Raw genomic sequence first — 19,621 nt, forward strand, 5'->3', positions numbered from 1 at the left:
CCTTACAAGCGATCAGCACCTCGCGCACGAGCCCCTCGACGGCCGCTGTCGTAAGCACGGCCAGCAAGCCCGCCAAGCGTTCCGAATCTCCAGGCGACACGATCACCGTCAGCATGGGCGGACAGAGCCCGCGCCCTGCTGCTAGGTCAATAGAGTTCTTGTTTCGTTCTCCGCGCAGCGCTAACCTCCACGCGTGACCACCTTCACGCAACAGATCCGGGGCCGAGGCGCCCGCTCGAACGCCAGCGGGCGCTACGAGGCCCAGGTGCGCGAAGCGTTCGAGGATGGCTGGACGGTCGAGGACCCGCAGCCTTTGCAGATCCGCACCGAGGTCGCTCCCGAAAAGGCGAAGGTGATCATCACCCGCAACGACAGCCCGGACGTCGGCTTCAGCGCTTCAATCAACCCGTACCGTGGATGTGAACACGGCTGCACCTACTGCTACGCCAGGCCGGCTCACGCTTACATGGGCCTGTCGCCCGGACTGGATTTCGAGACCAAGCTCTTCTTCAAGCCTGACGCCGACGTGCTGCTCGAACGGGAGCTCTCCAATCCTCGATACAGGCCCGAGATCATCCACGTCGGCGGCAACACCGATCCTTACCAGCCACAGGAGCGCAACCTGCGGGTCACCCGCTCGATCATCGAGGTGCTGAGCCGCTTCAACCAGCCGTTCTCGATCATCACCAAGTCCGCGCTGATCCTGCGCGACCTGGATCTCTTGGCGTCCATGGCGGACCGGAACCTGGTGCGGGTCGCCATCTCCATCACCTCGACCGATCGCAAGCTGTCCCGTTCCATGGAGCCGCGGGCGGCCACCCCCGAGAAGCGGTTCGACGCCGTGCGCCGCCTCACCGAAGCGGGCGTGCCCACCATGGTGATGTTCGCGCCGGTGATTCCAGGGCTCAACGATCACGAACTTGAAGCGGTGCTGGAGCGGTCCGCGGACGCCGGAGCCCGCGGCGCAGGCTATGTGGCCCTGCGGCTGCCGCTGGAGATCAAGGACCTCTTCCGGGAGTGGCTGGAAACGGATCATCCGGACCGCGCCGGCCGCGTCATGTCGCTGGTGCGTCAGATGCGAGGCGGCCGCGAGTACGACGCGCAATGGGGCTCACGCATGGTGGGCCAAGGTCCGATCGCAGACCTGTTGTCCAAACGGTTCGCCGCCGCCCGCCGCCGGTACGGGCTGGCGGACAGGCAGGAGCCGTTGGACATGACCCTGTTCCAGGTTCCTCCGAAAGCGGGCGACCAGATCGATCTGTTCGGTTAGGCCGCCGCCGCCAGGGCGTCACGCGCGTCGGCGACGATCTCGAAGGAGCGCACTCGCGCGGCGTGATCATAGATTTGCGCCGTGACGATGATCTCGTCCGGCTGATGCTGGCGGGCGAAGTTCTCCAGTCCACGGCGCACGGTGTCGGGCGACCCCACCACCGCTGCGGCCAGGGCGCCCTGCATTCCCGGGGCGACGCCGGCCTGCAGGAAGCGGCTTTCGATGTCGTCCACCGGCGGCGGCAGCTTGCTCGGCCGACCGGTTCGCAGGTTCAGGAAGGCCTGCTGCAGCGAGGTGAACAGCCGCTTGGCCTCGGCATCGCTGTCGGCGGCCACCACGTTCAGGCCCAGCATGACATAAGGCTTGTCCAGCTGGGCAGACGGTTCGAACCGCTGCCGATAGACCTCGATCGCCTCCTCCATCTGGTGGGGCGCGAAGTGGGACGCGAAGGCGTAGGGCAGCCCCAGCGCTGCGGCGAGCTGAGCGCCGAAGAGGCTGGAGCCGAGGATCCAGAGCGGCACGTTCAGGCCCGCTCCGGGCACGGCGCGGATCATCTGACCAGGCTGCTCCGGCTGGAAGTAGGCCTGGAGCTCCACAACGTCTTGCGGGAAGCGATCGACGTCGCCCGCCAGGGTCCGCCGCAAAGCGCGCGCGGTGATCTGATCCGTGCCTGGCGCGCGGCCCAGTCCGAGGTCAATACGCCCCGGGAACATGGCCTCCAGGGTGCCGAACTGTTCGGCGATCACCAGGGGCGCGTGGTTCGGCAGCATGATGCCCCCAGCGCCCACCCTGATCGTCTGCGTGGCTGCAGCGACCTGACCGATCACGACCGCCGTCGCCGCGCTGGCGACGCCCGGCATGTTGTGGTGCTCCGCCAGCCAGAAGCGATTGAACCCCAATCGTTCGGCGCGCTGCGCCAGGTCGACGGTGTTGCGGAAGGACTGGGCGGCGTCGCCGCCTTCCAGGATGGGCGAGAGGTCGAGAACGGACAAAGGAACCATGTCCGCCATATGGGAAGCCTCAGCGCGAAAACACGCCCACCAATTCTATGTGCGGGGACCAGAGGAACTGATCCACCGGCATGACGCGCTCCAGCCGGAAGCCGGCGTCCACCAGCACCCGCGCGTCCCTGGCGAAGGTCGCCGGATTGCAGGAGACCCCGATCACCCGCGAAACGGCCGACCTGGCAAGTTCCGCGGTCTGTTCGGCGGCGCCTGCGCGCGGCGGGTCGAACACAGCGACATCCGTCTTCTTGAGTTCCTCGGCCAGCACCGGACGACGGACGAGATCACGAGCCTCGGCGGCGACGCCTTTCAGGCCGGGTGCGGTCGCCGACGCGCTGGTCAGCGCCTGGATGGCGGCCGGTGCGAAATCGGTCGCATAGACCGGCGCGATCTCCGCGAGGCGGAACGTGAAGGTGCCCACACCGCAGTAGAGGTCCGCGATCCGCGAGGCTCCAGCTGCTTGGCTCAGAACGAAGTCGGCCATGGCAGCCTCGGCGCCTGGCGTCGCCTGCAGAAAGGCGCCGGCCGGCAGAGCCACCCTCGCCTGCCCCAACCTAACCTGCGGTTGTCGCGCCATGTAGGCCACCTCGCCGTTCAGGGTGACACGGGCGAAATCCGCTGCGGCCGCTTGCTCCGCGAGCTGCATGCGCCCGTCCGCCGAGAGCCCGCCGCTCTTCTCCTCGACGCCCGAGATGTCGATGTCGAGACCGGTGTCTGTCAGCGTCACGTGCAGCGTGGGCGCGGACTTCGGATGCTCGAACAGCGGGGCGGCCAGGCGTTTCATGGCGGGGATCGCCGCCTGGATCCCCGGGTCGGAAATCGGACACACGGAGATGTCCACCAGGTCCCAGGACTTGCGGACCTTGTAGCCGAGGCGGGCTGCGTCGCGGCTGCCCTTGCGGGCGTGAAGCGCGACGCGCCGCCGGGTCTCGGGTCCCGCCGCATAGGCCGGGACGAACTCGGCTTCCAGGTGCTGGCGGGCCAGGGTGGTGCGCAGACGCTCCACCTTCCAGTCGAGGTAGGCAGGGTGTTCCCAATGCTGAAGCGCGCAGCCGCCGCACACGAAGAAATGCGGGCACGGGGGCGTGACCCGCTGCGGGCTGGCTTCCAACACCTCGACAAAGTCCCGCCGTTCGCCGGACCCGGAAGCCAGAACGCGCTCGCCCGGCAGGCTGAAGGGCACGAACACAGGGCCGTTGGCCACACCGTCGCCCTCTCCGCCCACGGCTTGGATGGTGAGTTCGACCGGCGGACCGGCGGGCTTTGCGGGACGAGGAGCAGGACGCGGACGACGCATGGCCGGCGTCATAGCTGAAAACGCCTCGCGTGCGTGTGGAAACCAAGATGAACGAAGATGAACGGCCCGCTCAACAGCCGTTCAGCTTGGAAAAGCCACATTGCTCCCCGAAGCGGCCAGTACGGCTCAAGCCGCGGCCCGATACGTCTGGAGAGGGGTTCACAATGTCCATGTTCAAGCGCTTCGCGAAAGGCGCCCTGGCCGCTGCGGCCGGTGTCACCGCCCTGACCGGCGCGTTCGCTGTTCCGTCGGTCGCCTCGGCGCAGCCCTATGGCTACGGCTATGATCCGTGCCAACGCTCGGCCAACAACCGTGGCGTTGTCGGCGCCCTGATCGGCGGCGCGCTGGGCGCGTCCATCGGCGCCAACGCCGCGGCCCGCAACGCCCGCCAGGACGGCGCTCTGCTGGGTGGCGCGGTCGGCGCCATCGGCGGCGCCATGGTCGGCAAGAACGGCGCGGCCTGTAACGGCGACTACCGCGGCTATAACGCCCCTCCGCCCCCGCCGCCGGTCAGCTACTACGACAACGGCTACTATGATCGCGGCGCCTACGCCGATCGGGGCTACGGCCGTGGCGACTACTACGGCAGCCGCTATGACGACGACAGCTGGGCCTACGGCCGCCGGGGCGAGCGCTTCCGCATCGCCGAGCGTCCGGTCGGTCGCGACGGCTGCACCCTGGCGGAAAGCCCGATCTACCTGCCCGATGGCCGCGTCCAGAAGCGCTTCGTGCGCGTCTGCCAAGACAGCTCGGGCCGCTATCAGGTCGTCGACTAAGCACGACCGCGCCGCCGGGCCGGCGTTGGCGAGGCCCGGGCTGCATCTGTCTTCCGTGTGCCAACTTGCGGCCGTCGCTCCCCTGGGAGCGACGGCCTTTTCTTTGGTTTAGGCGCGGCGCGCCCACAGCAGGAACTCGCGGTTCCCGTCGCCGCCGGTGATCGGACTGTCCGCCGTTTCCAGAACGCGCCAGCCGCTGGCTTCCAGAAAGGCGCGCACGGCTTCCAGCGCCCCCATCTGCGCCGCCTCGTCCTTGACCACCCCGCCCTTGCCTACGCCGTCGGGCCCCACCTCGAACTGAGGCTTCACCAGGGCGACCAGTTCACCGCCTGACCGTGCAAGACGGAGGGCGGCTGGCAGCGCCTTTTCCAGGCTGATGAAGCTGACGTCGGTGACGATCAGGCCAGGCGGCTCGGGAATCAGAGCCGGCGTGAGATCGCGAGCGTCAGTGCCCTCAAGGCTCGTGACCCGAGGATCCCCGGCCAGCTTCGGATGCAATTGCCCCCGCCCGACGTCCACCGCGTAGACCCGCCGCGCGCCGGCTGAGAGCGCCACTTCGGTGAACCCGCCCGTTGAGGCGCCGACGTCGAGCACCGCCTGGTCTCGCACCGTCACCGACCACAGCGCGAGGGCGTGCGCCAGCTTCAGGGCGCCGCGCCCGACCCACGGGTGAGCGGCGACCGCCTCCAGGACGACATCTTCGTCCAGGCTGTCCGACGGCTTGGCGACCGTGCGACCGCCGGCGACCACGCCGCCGGCCTCGATGGCGGCGCGAGCCTTGGCGCGGCTCTCGAAGAGGCCGCGCTCCACCAGCAGGATGTCCGCCCGTTTCTTCCCCACGGCGGCTGTTTAGGCCGTAGCGGGCTCCTGGGCGAACAGCTTCTTCAGCTCGCTCTTGAGGATCTTGCCGTTGGCGTTGCGCGGCAGGGTCTCGGGCCAGAAGCGCACCTCGACCGGCACCTTGAACGCCGCCAGGCGCTCGGCGACCCAGGCCCGGAGCTCCGCCTCGTCGGCGTCCCCGCCGGGCTTCAGCGTGACGACCGCCACCGGCTCTTCGCCCAGGGTGCGATGGGGCCGGCCCACAATGGCGGCGTCCATGATCGCCGGATGGTCATAGAGGCAGTTCTCGACCTCGACGCAGTAGATGTTCTCGCCGCCCCGGATCAGCATGTCCTTGGCGCGGTCGATGATGAAGCAGAAGCCTTCCTCGTCCAGCCGCGCCAAGTCGCCGGTGCGCACCCAGCCGTCCACAAAGGTCTCGGCGCTCGCTTCGGGCTTGTTCCAATAGCACTTGGCGTTCATCGGCCCCTTGGACCACAGCTCTCCGACCTCGCCGGCTGGGAGCACCGTGACGCCGTCTGCGGGATCGCGGATCTGCAGTTCGGCGACGGCTGCCGCCGGGCCACAGCTGTCCGGTCGGTTGATGTAGTCCTCCCCGCCGTTTGAGGTGACGGTGGCGCAGGTCTCGGTCATGCCCCAACCCTGGCCAGGGATGGAGTTCGGGAACGCTTCCCGGATGCGCCGCACAAGCTCCGGCGCCGCGGGCGCGCCGCCGAACGAGACGCCTTCCAGCGAGGACAGGTCGTAGTTCACCCGCGCCGGGTGCTCGATCAGCTGCCAGGCGATGGTCGGCACCCCGCCGGCCAGCGTGACCCGCTCGCGCTCGATCAGCTCGAAAGCGCGGATCGGGTCCCACTTGCGCATCATGACGATCTTGCCGCCGTTGAAGAACGTCGGGTTCAGAGAGGCGAAGCAGCCCGTCACGTGGAAGAGCGGAATCGAAAGCAGGCCCGTCCGCTGGGGCGCGGCCGGATCGGGCGCCGGCGGCATCTCTCCACGGCGGAGGAAGACGCGCGCCCCGGCCGCCATGGCCGTGAAGATGTTGGAGTTCACCGCCCGCTGGGTGGCCAGGGCGCCCTTCGGCTTTCCGGTCGTGCCGGAGGTGTAGAAGATCGTGGCGTCGTCGTCGGGGCCGATGTCGGCCGGCGGCAGCGGTTGATCCGGCAAGGCGCCCCAGGCGGCAGGTTCGCCCACCACCTGCTCCAGCTTGGCGATCAGGGGATGAGCGATCTCGTCCTCTTCCCGGCTCACGTAGATCCGCTGCAGATCAGGGCAGTTGTGGAGGTGCTCGACGATCCGCTCGTAGCGCTCGGCGTCGACGACAGCGATCTTCGCGCCCGAGTCGACCAGGCCGTACTCGAGCTCCGGGCCGGTCCACCAGGCGTTCAGGGGCGTGACCACGGCTCCGATGGATGCGGCGGCATAGAAGGCCAGCACCCACTCCGGCAGGTTGCGCATGATGATCGCGACGCGATCACCCTTCTGCACGCCCTGCGCCTGCAGCTCGCGACCGAAGGCGGACACGGCGCGATAGAAGGCTTCGAACGAGACCCGCTCGTCTTCGTAGACCAGGAAGATCTTCTCGCCCTGCGCCCGGGACATCTCCACGACGGCGCGCAGTGAGGGCGGCAGGTTCTTCCAGACCTTGGACGGCACGCCGCGGATATCCGCGTCAGCGATCTCCAGGGGACTGCCGGGACCGCCGATCAGGGCGTGCGCCTGGGCGATCGACATCGCCGGCCAACCGGGAGGCAGCGTCGCCTCGTTCATGGGCGTCTCTCCTTGGGCTTGCGCGCAGGTCTCGATGGCCCGCGCGTCGTTCCCAAGTGAACAAGCATAACCCACGGCCGGAGGCAAACGACTGTTTGAAGTCAGCCGCCCAACAAGGCTTCACGCCCTGAAGGGAGGCAGGGGCTGACGCCGCCGCTTCCCTCTAGGTCACGCTAGGCGAGGCCGCCGAGGCGCGACAGCGCGCTTTCGAGCTTGGCCTTCGCCGCCTGGGCGTCTGCGAGCCGCTCGCGGTTCTCCTCCACCACCTCTTCCGGCGCGCGGGCCACGAAGTCGGGATTGCCGAGCTTCTTGGAGATCTTCTCGATCTCGCCTGAAAGGCCGCCCACCTCCTTGGCCAGCCGCGCCCGTTCCGCGGCGAGGTCGATGAACTCCGCGACGGGCAGCGCCAGGGTCGCGCCCGCGACCACGTAAGGGATCGATCCCTCCGGGGCGGCGTCCACGAAGCTCACGTCCGCCACGCGAAGCAGCTGGGCGATGAGCGGTGCGTTGGTCCGAAGCACCTCGCCCTGCCCTTCGGTCGCCTCGACGACCAGAAGGCTCGGACGCGCGGACGGCGGCACGTTCAGCTCCTGACGCACCGAACGCCCTTCGGAAATGGCGTCGATGATCAGGCCGATCTCGGCGTCCGCTGCGGCGTCAACCAGGCTCTCCGGCAGATCCGGCCAGGGCGCGGTCATCAGGAAGCCCTTGTGCGCACGCGGCGCGCCAAGGTCCGCGGTCTGGCGCCACAGCTCTTCCGTCAGGAACGGCATCACCGGGTGCAGCAGCTTGAAGATGACGTCCAGCACCCACGCCGCGGTGGCGCGCGTCTCGTCACGGGCCGCCTCGTCCGCGCCGTTAAGCACTGGCTTGGACAGCTCCACATACCAGTCGCAGAACACGTTCCAGATGAAGCGATAGAGCGCGGTGGCCGCCTCGTCGAAGCCGCAGTCCGCCAGCGCCTTGGTCACGGTCTGGGCGGTGCGCACCGTCTCGCCGATCACCCAGCGATTCAGAGCGCTCTTGGCCTGAGCCGGCTCAAAGCCTTCGGCTCGGGCGCAGCCGTTCATCAGGGCGAAGCGCGTGGCGTTCCAAAGCTTGGTGCCGAAGTTGCGGTAGCCCTCGATCCGCTGCTTAGACAGCTTGATGTCGCGGGCCTGGCCCGACATCGCCGTCAGGGTGAAGCGCAGGGCGTCCGCGCCGAACTCGTCCACAAGTTCGAGCGGGTCCATGACGTTGCCCTTGGACTTGGACATCTTCGCGCCGGACGCGTCGCGCACCAGGGCGTTGATGAACACGCGCTTGAACGGCACCTCGCCCTGGAAGTGCAGCCCCTGCATCATCATCCGGGCGACCCAGAAGAAGATGATGTCGAAGCCTGTGATCAGGGTGTGCGTGGGGTAGAACCGGGCCAGATCGGACGTCTGCTCCGGCCAGCCCATGGTGGAGAACGGCCACAGCGCGGAGGAGAACCAGGTGTCCAGAACATCCTCGTCCTGACGCAGCGGCTCATCACGGCCGTAGTGCTCGCGCGCCTTGGCCTTGGCTTCCTCTTCCGTCTCCTCGACGAACACGGCGCCATCGGGGCCGAACCACGCCGGGATCCGGTGCCCCCACCACAGCTGGCGGGAGATGGTCCACGGCTGGATGTTCCGCATCCACTCGAAGTAAGTCTTCTCCCAGTGCTTGGGCACGAAGACGGTGTCGCCCTCTTCCACCGCCTTGATGGCCGGCTGGGCGAGCACCTCGGCGTTCACGAACCACTGGTCGGTCAGGTACGGCTCGACGACCACGCTGGACCGGTCGCCGTGCGGGACCATGTGGCGGGTCTTCTCGATGCCGCGCAGCAGCTCGAGCGCCTCGAACTGCTCGATCACCTTCTTGCGGGCGACGAACCGATCGAGGCCGCGGAAGTCCTCCGGCGCCTCGTCATTGATGCGGCCAAAGTCATCCAGGATGTTGATCATCGGCAGCCCGTGCCGCTTGCCGACCTGGAAGTCGTTGAAGTCGTGCGCCGGCGTGATCTTCACCGCGCCGGAGCCCTTCTCGGGATCGGCGTACTCGTCCGCCACGATCGGGATCAGGCGGCCGACGATCGGCAGCCGCACGTTCTTGCCGATCAGGCCCGCGTAGCGCTCGTCATCGGGATGCACGGCGACGGCCGTGTCGCCCAGCATGGTCTCTGGCCGCGTGGTCGCCACGACGATCTCGCCCGAGCCGTCTTCCAGCGGATAGGCGAAATGCCAGTAGTGGCCGTCGACTTCCTTCTGCTCGACTTCGAGATCGGAAATGGCGGTCTGGAAGTGGGGGTCCCAGTTCACCAGCCGCTTGTCGCGGTAGATCAGGCCTTCGCGGTGCAGCTGGACGAACACCTTGCGGACGGCCGCCGACAGCCCTTCGTCCAGGGTAAAGCGCTCGCGGCTCCAGTCGCAGGAGGCGCCAAGGCGGCGCAGCTGATTGACGATCTGGCCGCCGCTCTCAGCCTTCCATTCCCAGATCTTCTCCACGAACGCTTCGCGGCCAAGATCCCGGCGGCCCACGTTGCCCTCCTGCGCGAGCTTGCGCTCGACCACCATCTGCGTGGCGATGCCCGCGTGGTCGGTGCCGGGCAGCCACAGGGCCGCCTTGCCGCGCATCCGCTCGAAGCGGATCAGCACGTCCTGCAGGGTGTTGTTCAGCGCGTGGCCGATGTGCAGCGAGCCCGTCACATTCGGCGGCGGGATCACAATGCTGAACGGTTCAGCGTTCGGATCATCCGTCGGCGCAAAGGCGCCGGACGCCTCCCACTCTTGGTACAGGCGCGGTTCGGCGGTCTTGGGATCGAAGGTCTTGTCGAGCATGGCGTTTTGCGGCGGGCGCGGATGCGCGCCGCCGGCGTCTTACAGGGGTTGGCGCTGATAGCGAAGCAGAAGGCGCAGCCGAGGGGCCGCGCCGTGCGTCCTAGCGTACTCGGCCGCGCGCGATGCGCTCGACCTCGGCGGTCACCGCCTGCTGGACGATGGCCGGCAGATTGTCGTCAAGCCATTGTTGCAGCAGAGGCCGCAGAAGCTCGCGCACCACGTCTTCCAGCGTGCGGCCCTCGGCGGGCATGAGCACGGCCGCGGACAGCTGGCCGAAGGCCGAGGCCGCGGCCTCAGCCGCGCGGTCGCTCACCAGGGGCATGATCGGCTCGACGGGCGGCGGCGCAGCGAAGCCGAAGTCCGGCTCTGGCGAGCCCGGCGTGTAGACGTCCAGATCGCCGTGGGTCTCGACCTTTTCGGTGAGCTCCAGCGCGTCTTCGTCTTCTTCCGGAGCGCCCATGACAGGTTGCGGCGCGGGCGGCGGCACAGGCGTTTCGGGCTCGGGCTCGGGAGCGGCGGCCGCAGGCGCGGGCGGCTCTTCGACCGGCGCCGCCGCGGCCGGCTCGGCCGCCGGCGCGTCATCCTCGGAAATGATCCGGCGGATGGAGGCCAGGATCTCCTCCATCGTCGGTTCTTGCGAGGACTGTTCCGACATTTGCGACCGCCAGGCTGAAGAGAGAATCCGAAGCCGCTAGCCTATGCGCGGTGCGGCAATCCTGCAATTTCCGCTTTTCGCCAGTGCGCTCACCTGAGAGGCGAGCGCAAGGCTCAGCGAGCTGCCGTGGCCGCCTGCGACGGCGGCGGCTGCAGGCCCGGCGGGATCGGCACCTCGGTCGGACGCGCGTTCACCGCCGGAGCCGGCGCGATGGTCAGCAGCCGGTCGATCACGCCGATCGGCTCCTCCCACGGGACCCAGCCCCAGGTCATACGCAGACGACGGAAGTTGGCGCGCGGATCGTACTGCGCTTGCGACGGCGTCAGGTTCTTGGCTTCCAGCCGGCCCATGGTGCTGAGCACGCTGGCGGCGGCGACATATTCGTCACGGCGCGCGTTCACCTGATTGAGCTGGGCCGACCGGAGTTCCTGTTCGGCGTTCAGCACATCGAGGGTCGTGCGCAGGCCGACCTGCTGCTCCTGGCGCGTACCTTCAGCCGCGATGCGCGCCGCGCGAACCTGCTCGTCGGTGGACGCGATGTTCGCCCGCGACGCCAGCAACTGATTCCAGAACTGGCTGATGCTCTGCAGCACGCTGCGGCGCTGGGTCTCGATGGTGATCCGGTCAGCGTTGTTGCGCTCGACGGCCTGGCGAACACGCGAGGAGACGAGCCCGCCGCTGAACAAGGGAACTTGCACCGTGACGCTGGTGGTCGTGTTGCGGCTATAGAGTTCCCGCTCGAAAGGGGTCAGGCTGCCGCCAGCGAAGCTGAGCGTGCTGTTGAGGGAGACGTTTGGCATCCGCTCGGCACGGGCGCCGGCCACTCGAGCGCGGCTAGCCATTTCGGCGAATTGTTGGGCTCGCAGCAGCGGGCTATTCGCCTCCGCGATATTGAACGCGTCGTCCACATTCCCGGGCAACAGGTAAGCGAGCGAAGGCTCCGGTTCGAGCTCAGTTGGGTTGTGACCCACCAACGCCGCGTAAGAAGCGCGGCTGATAGCCAGCTGCGCCTGGGTGCTCTGTAGCTGGGCTTGCGATTGGGCAAGGCGCGCCTGCGACTGCGCAACGTCAGTGCGCGTAACTTCACCGACGTCGAAGCGCGCCTGTGATTCCTGCAGCTGGCGCTGCAGGACTGCGACGTTTTCCTGCTGAATGCGCAGCGCTTCCGTATCGCGCCGCACATCGACATAGGCCTGGATCACAGCGCCAAGCACCTGAGCTTCAACACGCCGCAGGTTCTCTCGCCCCTGCAGCACGTCGGCGTTCGCAGCCGTGACCGCGGCGCTGACGCGCCCCCCAGTCCAGATCGGCTGGCTGAAGGTCAACTGCACCCGGGACGAGCCGAAATCGCTGATGCCATCGGATTGGCGCGGATCTGGGATGCCATCCCCGTTCTGGTCCACCACCGCCACGGCCGCCGACGGCGTACGAGATTCCGAGTAGCCCCACTGACCGCTCAGACTCAGCGTCGGACGCCAACCGGTCCGGGCTTGCACGTAGTTCTCGTCGAGCGCGCGCTGGGTGGCGCGTTGGGCCTGAAGCGTGGGGTTGTTCGCGTAGGCTTGTGCGATGGCGTCCGCGAGCGTCTCGGCCGATGCTGGCGTCACAGCCGCAGCAGCTCCCACGCTGAAAACCGCGGCCAGCAACCGTGCGCGAAGGCGCTTCGACATTCTAGTTATTCCCCGCTCAGGCGTCCTGATGCCCTATAGGCCGACCTTGGCGTGCATACCAAGAGGCCGTCAGCTTAAGCTTTTTTCACCAAAACGTTTCGGGGGTGTTTCTGGGCGCCCTAAAGGGCGAAACCGTGTTCCACTTCGAAGCCGGCGAGCACCGGCGCGAAGGAATCGAACAGCTCGCGACGGCCGAGCCCATCTTCCGTGCGAACGTAGAGGCAGGCTTTGCCGACCGCGCCGTCCCGCTCCACGACCGCCAGGCGGCCATTCGGCGCGACAGCCTGCAGCCAGGCCTCAGGCGCACGACCAACCGCGCCCTCCACAACGATGACGTCATACTGGCCATCCACGGCGGTCAGATCCTCGCCGTCCAGGCGCGTGACCGGGACGCCCATGTGCTCGATCACCGCCGCGGCGTAGGGCGCGGCGATGGCCAGGGCGCGCTCGCCCGGCATGGGCCGCACGGCCTGAAGCAGCTTGGCCACGTCGCGCGGCTGCATCAAGCAGCGGCCCGGGGCGTACTCCACCGAGGCGTCGGCATAGGCCAGGTACGCCTTGCCTTCCGGCATGAAGCTCTCGCGCGACAGCTCCCGCATGGCGTCGTGGATGCGCACGTCGGTGACGTCCTGGGTGCGCACCTGGCTTTCCACCATGTTCAGGCGGGCGGCGGCGAAGTCCATGAAGGTCCTCTGGGCAATAGAACTGCGTCGGCGGCTTATAGGTCTGCGGTGGCGCCTTGCGCAATCGATTGAGACTGATGCGGAGAGAGATTGCCGCGGCCATGCGGTTCCGATAGACAAGCCGCTCTCCGGCGGCCTGATGGCGGAGTGGTGACGCACCGGACTGCAAATCCGTGAACCCGGGTTCGATTCCCGGTCAGGCCTCCAACTTCTTTCCCCACCACAGAACGATCCACAGGTCCCCGCCGTCGGCTGGAACCAAGCTTGGCCGCGTGGGTTCTTTGTTGATGATGTGAGGACCGCCGCGCACGCGGCCGCGTGCGCGCGCCCCCTCGCCTCGCCTGAAGTTCTTCGTTGGGGACAAGCTAGATGGATGGATCCTTCGCCGGCGCCGACACCATGCGCGCCGCGGTCGTCTCCGCGCCCGGTCAGGTGCGGATGGAAGAGGTCGCCAAGCCGTCCCCGGGCCCAGGCCAGGTGCGTGTGAAGCTGGAAGGCTGCGGCGTCTGCGCCTCCAACCTGACGCCCTGGGAGGGTCCCGAGTGGATGAACTTCCCGCTGGAAGCCGGGGCCTTGGGTCATGAAGGCTGGGGCGTGATCGATGCGGTGGGAGACGGCGTGACCGATCTTGCGGTCGGCGATCGGGTGGCCGCCCTCTCCTACAAGTCCTACGCCGAGTACGACGTCGCCGAGGCCGAAGCCTGCATCAAGCTTCCCGAATCGCTGGCCGGCCAGCCCTTCCCTGGCGAGCCGCTGGGCTGCGCGATGAACATCTTCAAGCGCGCGGACATCCAGGCCGGACAGACGGTGGCGATCGTCGGCATCGGCTTCCTGGGCGCCATCCTCACCCGCCTCGCGACAGACGCAGGCGCCCGGGTGATCGCCATTTCCCGCCGCCCCTTCTCGCTGGACCTGGCCAAGCAGTACGGCGCCGCGGAAGTCATCCCGATGGACGACCACTACGCCATTATCGAGAAGGTGAAGGCGCTCACCGACGGTCAGTTCTGCGATCGGGTGATCGAGGCGGTCGGCAAGCAGTGGCCGCTGGACCTGTCGGCCGAACTCACCCGTGAGCGTGGCAAGCTGATCATCGCCGGCTACCATCAGGACGGTCCGCGTCAGGTGAACATGTGGCTGTGGAACTGGCGCGGCTTGGACGTCATCAACGCGCACGAACGCGACCCCAAGGTCTACGCAGACGGAATCCGCGAGGCTGTCGAGGCGATCGCCTCCGGTCGCCTGGACCCTGCGCCGCTGTACACCCACACCTATCGCCTCGATCAGCTGGACGAGGCGCTGAACGCGACGCGCGATCGTCCGGACGGCTTCCTCAAGGCCCTGGTGGTTCCCCAATGAGCGAGACCCTGATGGAAAAGCCGGCGACCGCGCAGGCCACGACTCGCCCCCGCCTGGGCTTCCTCGGAGTCGGCTGGATCGGCCGGCATCGGATGGAGGCCATTGTCGAGACCGGGGCTGTCGAAGTCGCCGCCATCGCCGACACCTCGTCCGAGATGATCGCCGAAGCCGTTAAGCTCGCTCCGGACGCCGAGGTGGTCTCCAATCTCGATCAGTTGCTGGCCAGCGGCGTCGATGGCGTGGTGATCGCCACCCCCAGCGCCCAGCATGCCGAGCAGTCCATCCGCGCCCTGGCTGCCGGCGCCGCTGTGTTCTGCCAGAAGCCGCTCGGCCGCACCGCCGGCGAGGTGGAGGCCGTGGTCGACGCCGCGCGCGCCGCCGATCGCCTGCTGGCAGTGGACCTGTCCTACCGCTTCACCGAGGGCATGCGGCAGATCCGGGATCTGGTGCGATCGGGAGAGCTTGGCGACATCTACGCCGTCGACCTGGTGTTTCATAACGCCTACGGCCCGGACAAGCCGTGGTTCTACGACCCGCAGCTGTCCGGCGGCGGCTGCGTCATGGACCTGGGCGTGCACCTCGTGGACCTCGCCCTCTGGGCCATGGACTTTCCGCAGGTCGCCGACGTCTCGGGCAAGCTCTTCTCCGGGGGCGCGCCGCTTGGAAACGCCAAGGACAAGGTGGAAGACTACGCCGTGGCGACCGTCGGGCTCGACACGGGCGCCGCGGTTCAGCTCGCCTGCTCCTGGCGGCTGCAGGCCGGCTGCGACGCGATTATCTCGGCCTCGTTCTACGGCACGAACGGCGGGGCCGCCCTGAAGAACGTCGACGGCTCCTTCTACGACTTCACGGCCGAGCGCTATCGCGGCACCGCTCGCGAAACGCTGGCGACGCCTCCGGACGCGTGGGGCGGCCGCGCCGCGGCGGACTGGGCCCAGCGCCTGGCCGCCGGCCAGCGTTTCGATCCGGCCGCCGCGAAGCTGATCGACGTGGCCCGCGTCCTGGACCGCATCTACGGCCGCTGACGCCCGACCTCGTCGGCTCGGATCAAGCTGTTCGCTGAACGCCAGACAACGGGCCGCTCACAAGCCTGTCAGCCGGAGTCTGGCTTTCTCCTCTCATGGCGCTCGCCTTGGGCGACCGCACCTTGAGGAGACTGACGATGAAGACGCTTCTGCTGTCGATGGCCGCGACTGTCGCCCTGGCGGCAGGTGTCACGCCGGCCGCCGCCCAACCCTGGAATGGCGGCAACGATTACGGCCGTCACCAGAACTACGGCGGCAACTACCGGCTGACCACGCCTTATGTGGACAGCCTCGACTACAAGATCACCACCGCCGCGCGCGAAGGCCGCATCTCCTGGGGCGAGGCCCGCGCCCTGCGCGACCAGGTCCGCTCCGTGCACGACATCGCCTGGCGCGTGCAGACTGGCGAGGCTCGTCGGGGCGAGGTCGCCCGCCTGGACGCCGTGGTGACGCGCGTGGAGCAGGCGGTGAACGGCGGTCGCTACGCCCGCGGCTACGGTGACCGTCGCTATGACGGCGATCGCTACGACGATGGCCGCCGCTACGACGATGGCCGCTGGCGGCGCTAGGCCGCCGGTCTTGGGCTCCTAAGCCGACGGGGCGCTCCGCAAGGAGCGCCCCGTCTTGTTTCATCAGTCCATCAGCTGCTGGGCGAGATAGGTGAACTCCAGAGCCTGCCGCATGGCCCGTTCATTGAGGTTCGCCGCCGCAGCGTGCCCGCCGTCGAGGTTCTCGTAATAGAGGTAGTCGTACCCGAGCTCCTTCAGTCGGGCGGCCGCCTTGCGGGCGTGCGCCGGATGGACGCGGTCGTCCTTGGTCGAGGTCTCGAGGAACGCCCGCGGATACTTCTGGCCGGCCTTCAGGTTCTGATAGGGCGAGTAGCTCTCGATTACCGCCCGCTCCTGCGGGTTGGCGGGATCGCCATACTCGCCGACCCAGGACGCGCCCGCGCCGATGTGCGTGTAGCCGATCATGTCGAACAGCGGCACCTGGATCACCACGGCGTTGTAGAGCTCCGGCCGCTGGGTCAAGGCGACGCCCATCAGCAGGCCGCCGTTCGAGCCGCCCATGATCCCAAGCCGCCGCGGGCTGGTGATCTTCCGGGCGATCAGGTCCTCGCTGACGGCGAAGAAGTCTTCATAGACCCGCATCCGGTTCAGCTTGAGCCCGGCGTTGTGCCAGCGCGGCCCGAACTCCCCGCCGCCGCGGATATTGGCGATGACGTATACGCCGCCCTTCTCCAGCCACAGCTTGCCCACCGTGGAGGCGTAGGACGGCGTCTGGCTCACCAGAAAGCCGCCGTAGGCATAGAGCAGCGTCGGCGCCTGGCCGTCGAACTTCAGGTCCTTGGGGCGAACGACGAAGTACGGAACCTTGGTCCCGTCCTTGGAGGTGGCCCAAAGCTGCTCGACTACCTGCTTGGAGGCGTCGAAGCGCGGCGGCAGGCTCCGCAGACGCTCAGGCTTGCCGGAAGCAGCGTCCGCCAACCACTGGCTTGAAGGCGTCAGGAAGCTGGTCACGCTGACCAGCATCCGGTCGTCCTTGTCCGAGGTGGAGGTGATCGCCACCGTCGAGTCGGCGGGCAGGTCGAGACGCGTCTGAGTCCAGCCCTTCGGGCCGCGGGTCAGGCTGACCACCTGCCCTTTCACATTGTCCAGCAGCGCCAGCACGAGCCGGTTGCGAGTGGTCGCCACCTGCTCCACCGCCTGGCTCGAGGTCGGCCGCAGCACCAGGGCGCCGTTCAGCGCCGCAGGCTTCGCCTTCACCTGATCCAGGTCGAAGTCGACCAGATCGCCTTCCTTGAAGCCCTTGGCCGCCCAGTCCTGCTCGAGGCTGACGATCATCCGGCCGGAGACATATCCCTGGACGCTCGACTTCGTCGGCAGGTCGAGCTTGGCCGCGCCATTGGGCGTGATCAGGTGATACTCGGCGTTAAAGGTGTCGAGCGGGCGCTTCACCAGCATGGCGCGGACAGCGCCGTCCGGCTCGCGCAGGACGATCGGGTTGACCCCGTAGCCGCCGTCGTCGGCGCGGCCCCGGAAGACCTCCTGCGCGGCGGAAAGCGCCTGACCGCGCTTCACCAGCTTGACCACGAACGGATAGCCCGAGGTCGTGACCTCGCCCCGCGTCCAGTCGGTGGCGACGATCAGGGTGTCCTTGTCGACCCACTCGAACCGGTGCTTGCCTTCGGGAAGTTGGAAGCCGTTCGGGATGAACTGGCCGGTCTGGGTGTCGAACTCGCGCACCACCACCGCATCCTTGCCGCCGTTGGACAGCGACACGAGGCAGTAGCGCTCGTCAGGCTTCAGGCAGTCGGCGCCCTTGAACACCCAGTTGGCGTTCTCAGCCTTGGACATCGCATCCACATCGATCAGCGTGCGGAACTGCGGCTTGCCGGCGCGGTAGCTCTCCAGGCTCGTGGTGCGCCACAGCCCTCGGACGTGCTGGGCGTCCTGCCAGAAGTCGCGCAGCGAGCCGTCGCCGGCGAAGTAGACGCCGGGAATGCGATCGGTGGCCGTAGCGATCTTCAAAGCGTCGGCATACAGGCCAGCGTAGCGGGGATCGTTCTGCAGCTGCGGCAACGAGCGGGCGTTCTCGTCGTTGGCGAACTGCATCGCCCGCGCCCCCTCGATCTCTTCCATGTAGGCGTAGGGGTCGTTGGTGGGGGCAGGCGCCGCCGCCATGAGGAACACTCCCGAAACAAGAGTCGCAAGAACCGCTGCACGCATAGCCGATAATCCCCGACTTGGCCGGACCATAGGTCCCGTCACATGTTACGCCATAGAGGCGATCGGAGGGCGCGGCTCAAGCGCTTTCAGCTGCGTTCGCGCCAGATCTCCAGCGCCAGCTTCGGCTGGATCACGAAGAGACCCGCCCAGACCAGCAAGGCCAGCATGCGACGGGCGCGTCCGCCGAGGGTGCGGCGGCGGCGGACTTCCAGTTCAAAGGCGGGGGCGAAGTCGTAGGCGAGGCTCATGGGTCATCTCCGTTGCTGACCCTCTGAGCTCTAAAGCCAAGCTACGTCAGTTCCGGACGCAGAGCTTGGCTGGCGATTTCGATCTGCTCCGCCAGCGTCCGGCGCAGGATCTCCGGCTGAACGATCCTCACCTTGTCGCCCCAGGTGAACAGGTGCCAGGCGAGCTCCAGCATGCCGCTGGCGCGAAAGCGCACCACCACCCCGCCGTCCGCCTGCGGCTCCACCTCCTGGTTGGCGTGGAAGCGCCAGCGAAGAGCATCCTCTGCGCCCTCCGGAGAGACCTGCAGGACCACGTCCTGCACCTCGTCGTGGTAGATGCCGAAGCTCTCGTCCGCATAGTCCTGCAGCGAGAAGTCGGCGGGACGAAGCGCCGGCTGCGGCAGCACCTCAGGATCGCGAACGCGATCCAGCCGCCAGTTCAGCGGACCCCGCGCGGGGTCCTCCACGGCCACCAGATAGTTCGAGCGTCCGAAGAGGATGCCCAGCGGAGAGACCTCCCGCACCCGCCCCGGCGTCGAGCCCCCCTCGTAGCGGAAGCGCAGCATGGCGAGCGACTTGATCGCCTCGCGCACGGCTGAGAGCACCGCTTCGTCCTCGAACGGTCGCGCTCCTGCTTGCACGGCGATGGTTTCCGCCTGGAGCAGCGCTTCCAGGTCGGGAGCCAGACGGCGACGCGCCTGCGCCCGGGTGGCGGAAAGCACCTTCTGCTCCAGCGACTGCAGCGCCGCGGCGCGGGCCGTGCCGCCGGCCGCCCTCAGGATTTCCGCGGCGCTCCGCAAGGCGGCGAGCTCATCGGCGGTCGGCGCCTGGAACAGCCCGTCCAGACCGGCGGGAATGCGGAACCTGCGCGTGGGCGGATCTTCCACCTCTTCGAGTTGAGGGAAGATCTCGCGAACGGCGTCTCTCATCCGCTCGGCCGTTCGCCGGCCAACGCCGAGGCCGTCGGCCATCTCGTCCAGGGTCAGCCCCTCGGCCGTGCTCGCCAGCATTCGCGCCAGCTCCAGCAGCCGTCCCGCCTTTTCGTGCCTCAAAGCTCTACGTCCGATTCTGTCGCACCGAGGGATCAAAACCGAAACAGACAAGACCTGCAACGGAGATCGCCAGATGGCCTCCCAGTTCCGCTCGAGCCGCAGCCGCAGCTTCGCTCCCAAGATCGGTCGCAAGCCCGGCCGCGCCCTGCCCTCCCGCACCCTCGCTCCGTCGCCGCTGCCGGGCGCGGTGGTCGACGCCGTGCTGCGCTTCCACGACGAAGTTCAGGACCAGGGTGGCGGCCGCTCGCTTCTGCGGCTGTCCGACGAGCGCCTGCACGACGCTGAGGTCGAAGCCGCCCTCGGCGACCTCGCCCCCCGCGCCGCCCGCGTGTCCATCCTCTGGAATGAGCGCGAGGGCGAGATCATCCGGGTCCTGGAAGACGCCGCCAACCGCCTGGCGGCTTGAGCGAACCGCGTTCCCTCCCTT

The 19,621-nt window shown here is 67.9% G+C and carries 17 protein-coding genes and 1 tRNA gene; 7 read left to right on the top strand and 11 right to left on the bottom strand.

The genetic code is table 11. From position 1 onward, the window contains the following. The first annotated feature begins 193 nt into the window (after positions 1-193). A complete protein-coding gene (locus tag DJ018_RS14320; protein ID WP_111515636.1) occupies positions 194-1,270 on the top strand; it encodes a PA0069 family radical SAM protein in 1,077 nt (358 codons plus the stop codon). On the opposite strand, the gene DJ018_RS14325 is transcribed toward DJ018_RS14320, so the two are convergent. Together DJ018_RS14325 and DJ018_RS14330 are read right to left on the bottom strand one after the other, a co-directional pair. Further along, on the bottom strand, positions 1,267-2,271 hold the full coding sequence (locus DJ018_RS14325) for an LLM class flavin-dependent oxidoreductase (protein ID WP_111515756.1): 1,005 nt from the start codon (positions 2,269-2,271) through the stop codon (positions 1,267-1,269). The two genes, DJ018_RS14320 and DJ018_RS14325, sit on opposite strands and share 4 nt — an antisense overlap. Positions 2,272-2,290: 19 nt before the next feature. Continuing rightward, positions 2,291-3,571, bottom strand: a complete 1,281-nt coding sequence (locus tag DJ018_RS14330) for a class I SAM-dependent RNA methyltransferase (RefSeq protein ID WP_111515757.1) — start codon at positions 3,569-3,571, stop codon at positions 2,291-2,293. A gap of 164 nt (positions 3,572-3,735) precedes the next feature. Between DJ018_RS14330 and DJ018_RS14335 the strand changes: the two genes are divergently transcribed. Further along, entirely contained in the window at positions 3,736-4,347 is a 612-nt protein-coding gene (locus DJ018_RS14335; protein WP_240609560.1) for a hypothetical protein, read from the top strand. Positions 4,348-4,455: 108 nt separating this feature from the next. Here the strand turns inward: DJ018_RS14335 and DJ018_RS14340 are convergent, their stop codons facing one another. The 6 genes from DJ018_RS14340 to DJ018_RS14365 form a co-directional block, all read right to left on the bottom strand. Continuing rightward, positions 4,456-5,187 carry a TlyA family RNA methyltransferase gene (locus DJ018_RS14340; protein WP_111515637.1) on the bottom strand — a complete coding sequence of 244 codons (732 nt, stop codon included), beginning with the start codon at positions 5,185-5,187 and terminating at the stop codon, positions 4,456-4,458. A gap of 9 nt (positions 5,188-5,196) precedes the next feature. Next, positions 5,197-6,957, bottom strand: a complete 1,761-nt coding sequence (locus tag DJ018_RS14345) for a class I adenylate-forming enzyme family protein (protein WP_111515638.1) — start codon at positions 6,955-6,957, stop codon at positions 5,197-5,199. 173 nt (positions 6,958-7,130) lie between these two features. Continuing rightward, positions 7,131-9,797 carry a valine--tRNA ligase gene (locus tag DJ018_RS14350; RefSeq protein WP_111515639.1) on the bottom strand — a complete coding sequence of 889 codons (2,667 nt, stop codon included), beginning with the start codon at positions 9,795-9,797 and terminating at the stop codon, positions 7,131-7,133. 100 nt (positions 9,798-9,897) lie between these two features. Next, a complete protein-coding gene (locus DJ018_RS14355) occupies positions 9,898-10,452 on the bottom strand; it encodes a DUF2497 domain-containing protein (RefSeq protein WP_111515640.1) in 555 nt (184 codons plus the stop codon). Positions 10,453-10,565: 113 nt separating this feature from the next. Next, positions 10,566-12,122, bottom strand: coding sequence for a TolC family outer membrane protein (locus tag DJ018_RS14360; RefSeq protein WP_111515641.1), 1,557 nt, complete (start codon positions 12,120-12,122; stop codon positions 10,566-10,568). Positions 12,123-12,241: 119 nt separating this feature from the next. Then, positions 12,242-12,805, bottom strand: coding sequence for a protein-L-isoaspartate O-methyltransferase family protein (locus DJ018_RS14365; protein WP_111515642.1), 564 nt, complete (start codon positions 12,803-12,805; stop codon positions 12,242-12,244). Positions 12,806-12,938: 133 nt separating this feature from the next. On the opposite strand from DJ018_RS14365, the gene DJ018_RS14370 reads away from it, so the two are divergent. From DJ018_RS14370 to DJ018_RS14385, 4 genes are all read left to right on the top strand, one after another. Further along, positions 12,939-13,012, top strand: a tRNA-Cys gene (locus DJ018_RS14370). A gap of 162 nt (positions 13,013-13,174) precedes the next feature. After that, positions 13,175-14,161, top strand: coding sequence for an MDR/zinc-dependent alcohol dehydrogenase-like family protein (locus DJ018_RS14375; protein ID WP_240609561.1), 987 nt, complete (start codon positions 13,175-13,177; stop codon positions 14,159-14,161). Then, positions 14,158-15,186, top strand: coding sequence for a Gfo/Idh/MocA family protein (locus DJ018_RS14380; RefSeq protein ID WP_165842928.1), 1,029 nt, complete (start codon positions 14,158-14,160; stop codon positions 15,184-15,186). The genes DJ018_RS14375 and DJ018_RS14380 overlap by 4 nt, the downstream gene beginning before the upstream one ends. Before the next feature lie 137 nt (positions 15,187-15,323). Next, positions 15,324-15,755, top strand: a complete 432-nt coding sequence (locus DJ018_RS14385) for a hypothetical protein (protein WP_111515643.1) — start codon at positions 15,324-15,326, stop codon at positions 15,753-15,755. Positions 15,756-15,818: 63 nt separating this feature from the next. On the opposite strand, the gene DJ018_RS14390 is transcribed toward DJ018_RS14385, so the two are convergent. The 3 genes from DJ018_RS14390 to DJ018_RS14395 form a co-directional block, all read right to left on the bottom strand. After that, complete coding sequence (locus DJ018_RS14390) at positions 15,819-17,870, bottom strand: prolyl oligopeptidase family serine peptidase (protein ID WP_240609562.1); 2,052 nt, start codon at positions 17,868-17,870, stop codon at positions 15,819-15,821. A 131-nt stretch (positions 17,871-18,001) separates the two neighbouring features. Further along, a complete protein-coding gene (locus tag DJ018_RS19240; RefSeq protein WP_165842929.1) occupies positions 18,002-18,163 on the bottom strand; it encodes a hypothetical protein in 162 nt (53 codons plus the stop codon). 41 nt (positions 18,164-18,204) lie between these two features. Further along, positions 18,205-19,194 (bottom strand): helix-turn-helix transcriptional regulator, encoded by a 990-nt coding sequence (locus DJ018_RS14395; RefSeq protein WP_111515645.1) that lies wholly within the window; start codon positions 19,192-19,194, stop codon positions 18,205-18,207. 73 nt (positions 19,195-19,267) lie between these two features. On the opposite strand from DJ018_RS14395, the gene DJ018_RS14400 reads away from it, so the two are divergent. After that, entirely contained in the window at positions 19,268-19,600 is a 333-nt protein-coding gene (locus DJ018_RS14400; protein WP_111515646.1) for a hypothetical protein, read from the top strand. Positions 19,601-19,621 lie beyond the last annotated feature (21 nt).

Source organism: Phenylobacterium deserti (assembly GCF_003254705.1).
Lineage (GTDB): Bacteria > Pseudomonadota > Alphaproteobacteria > Caulobacterales > Caulobacteraceae > Phenylobacterium > Phenylobacterium deserti.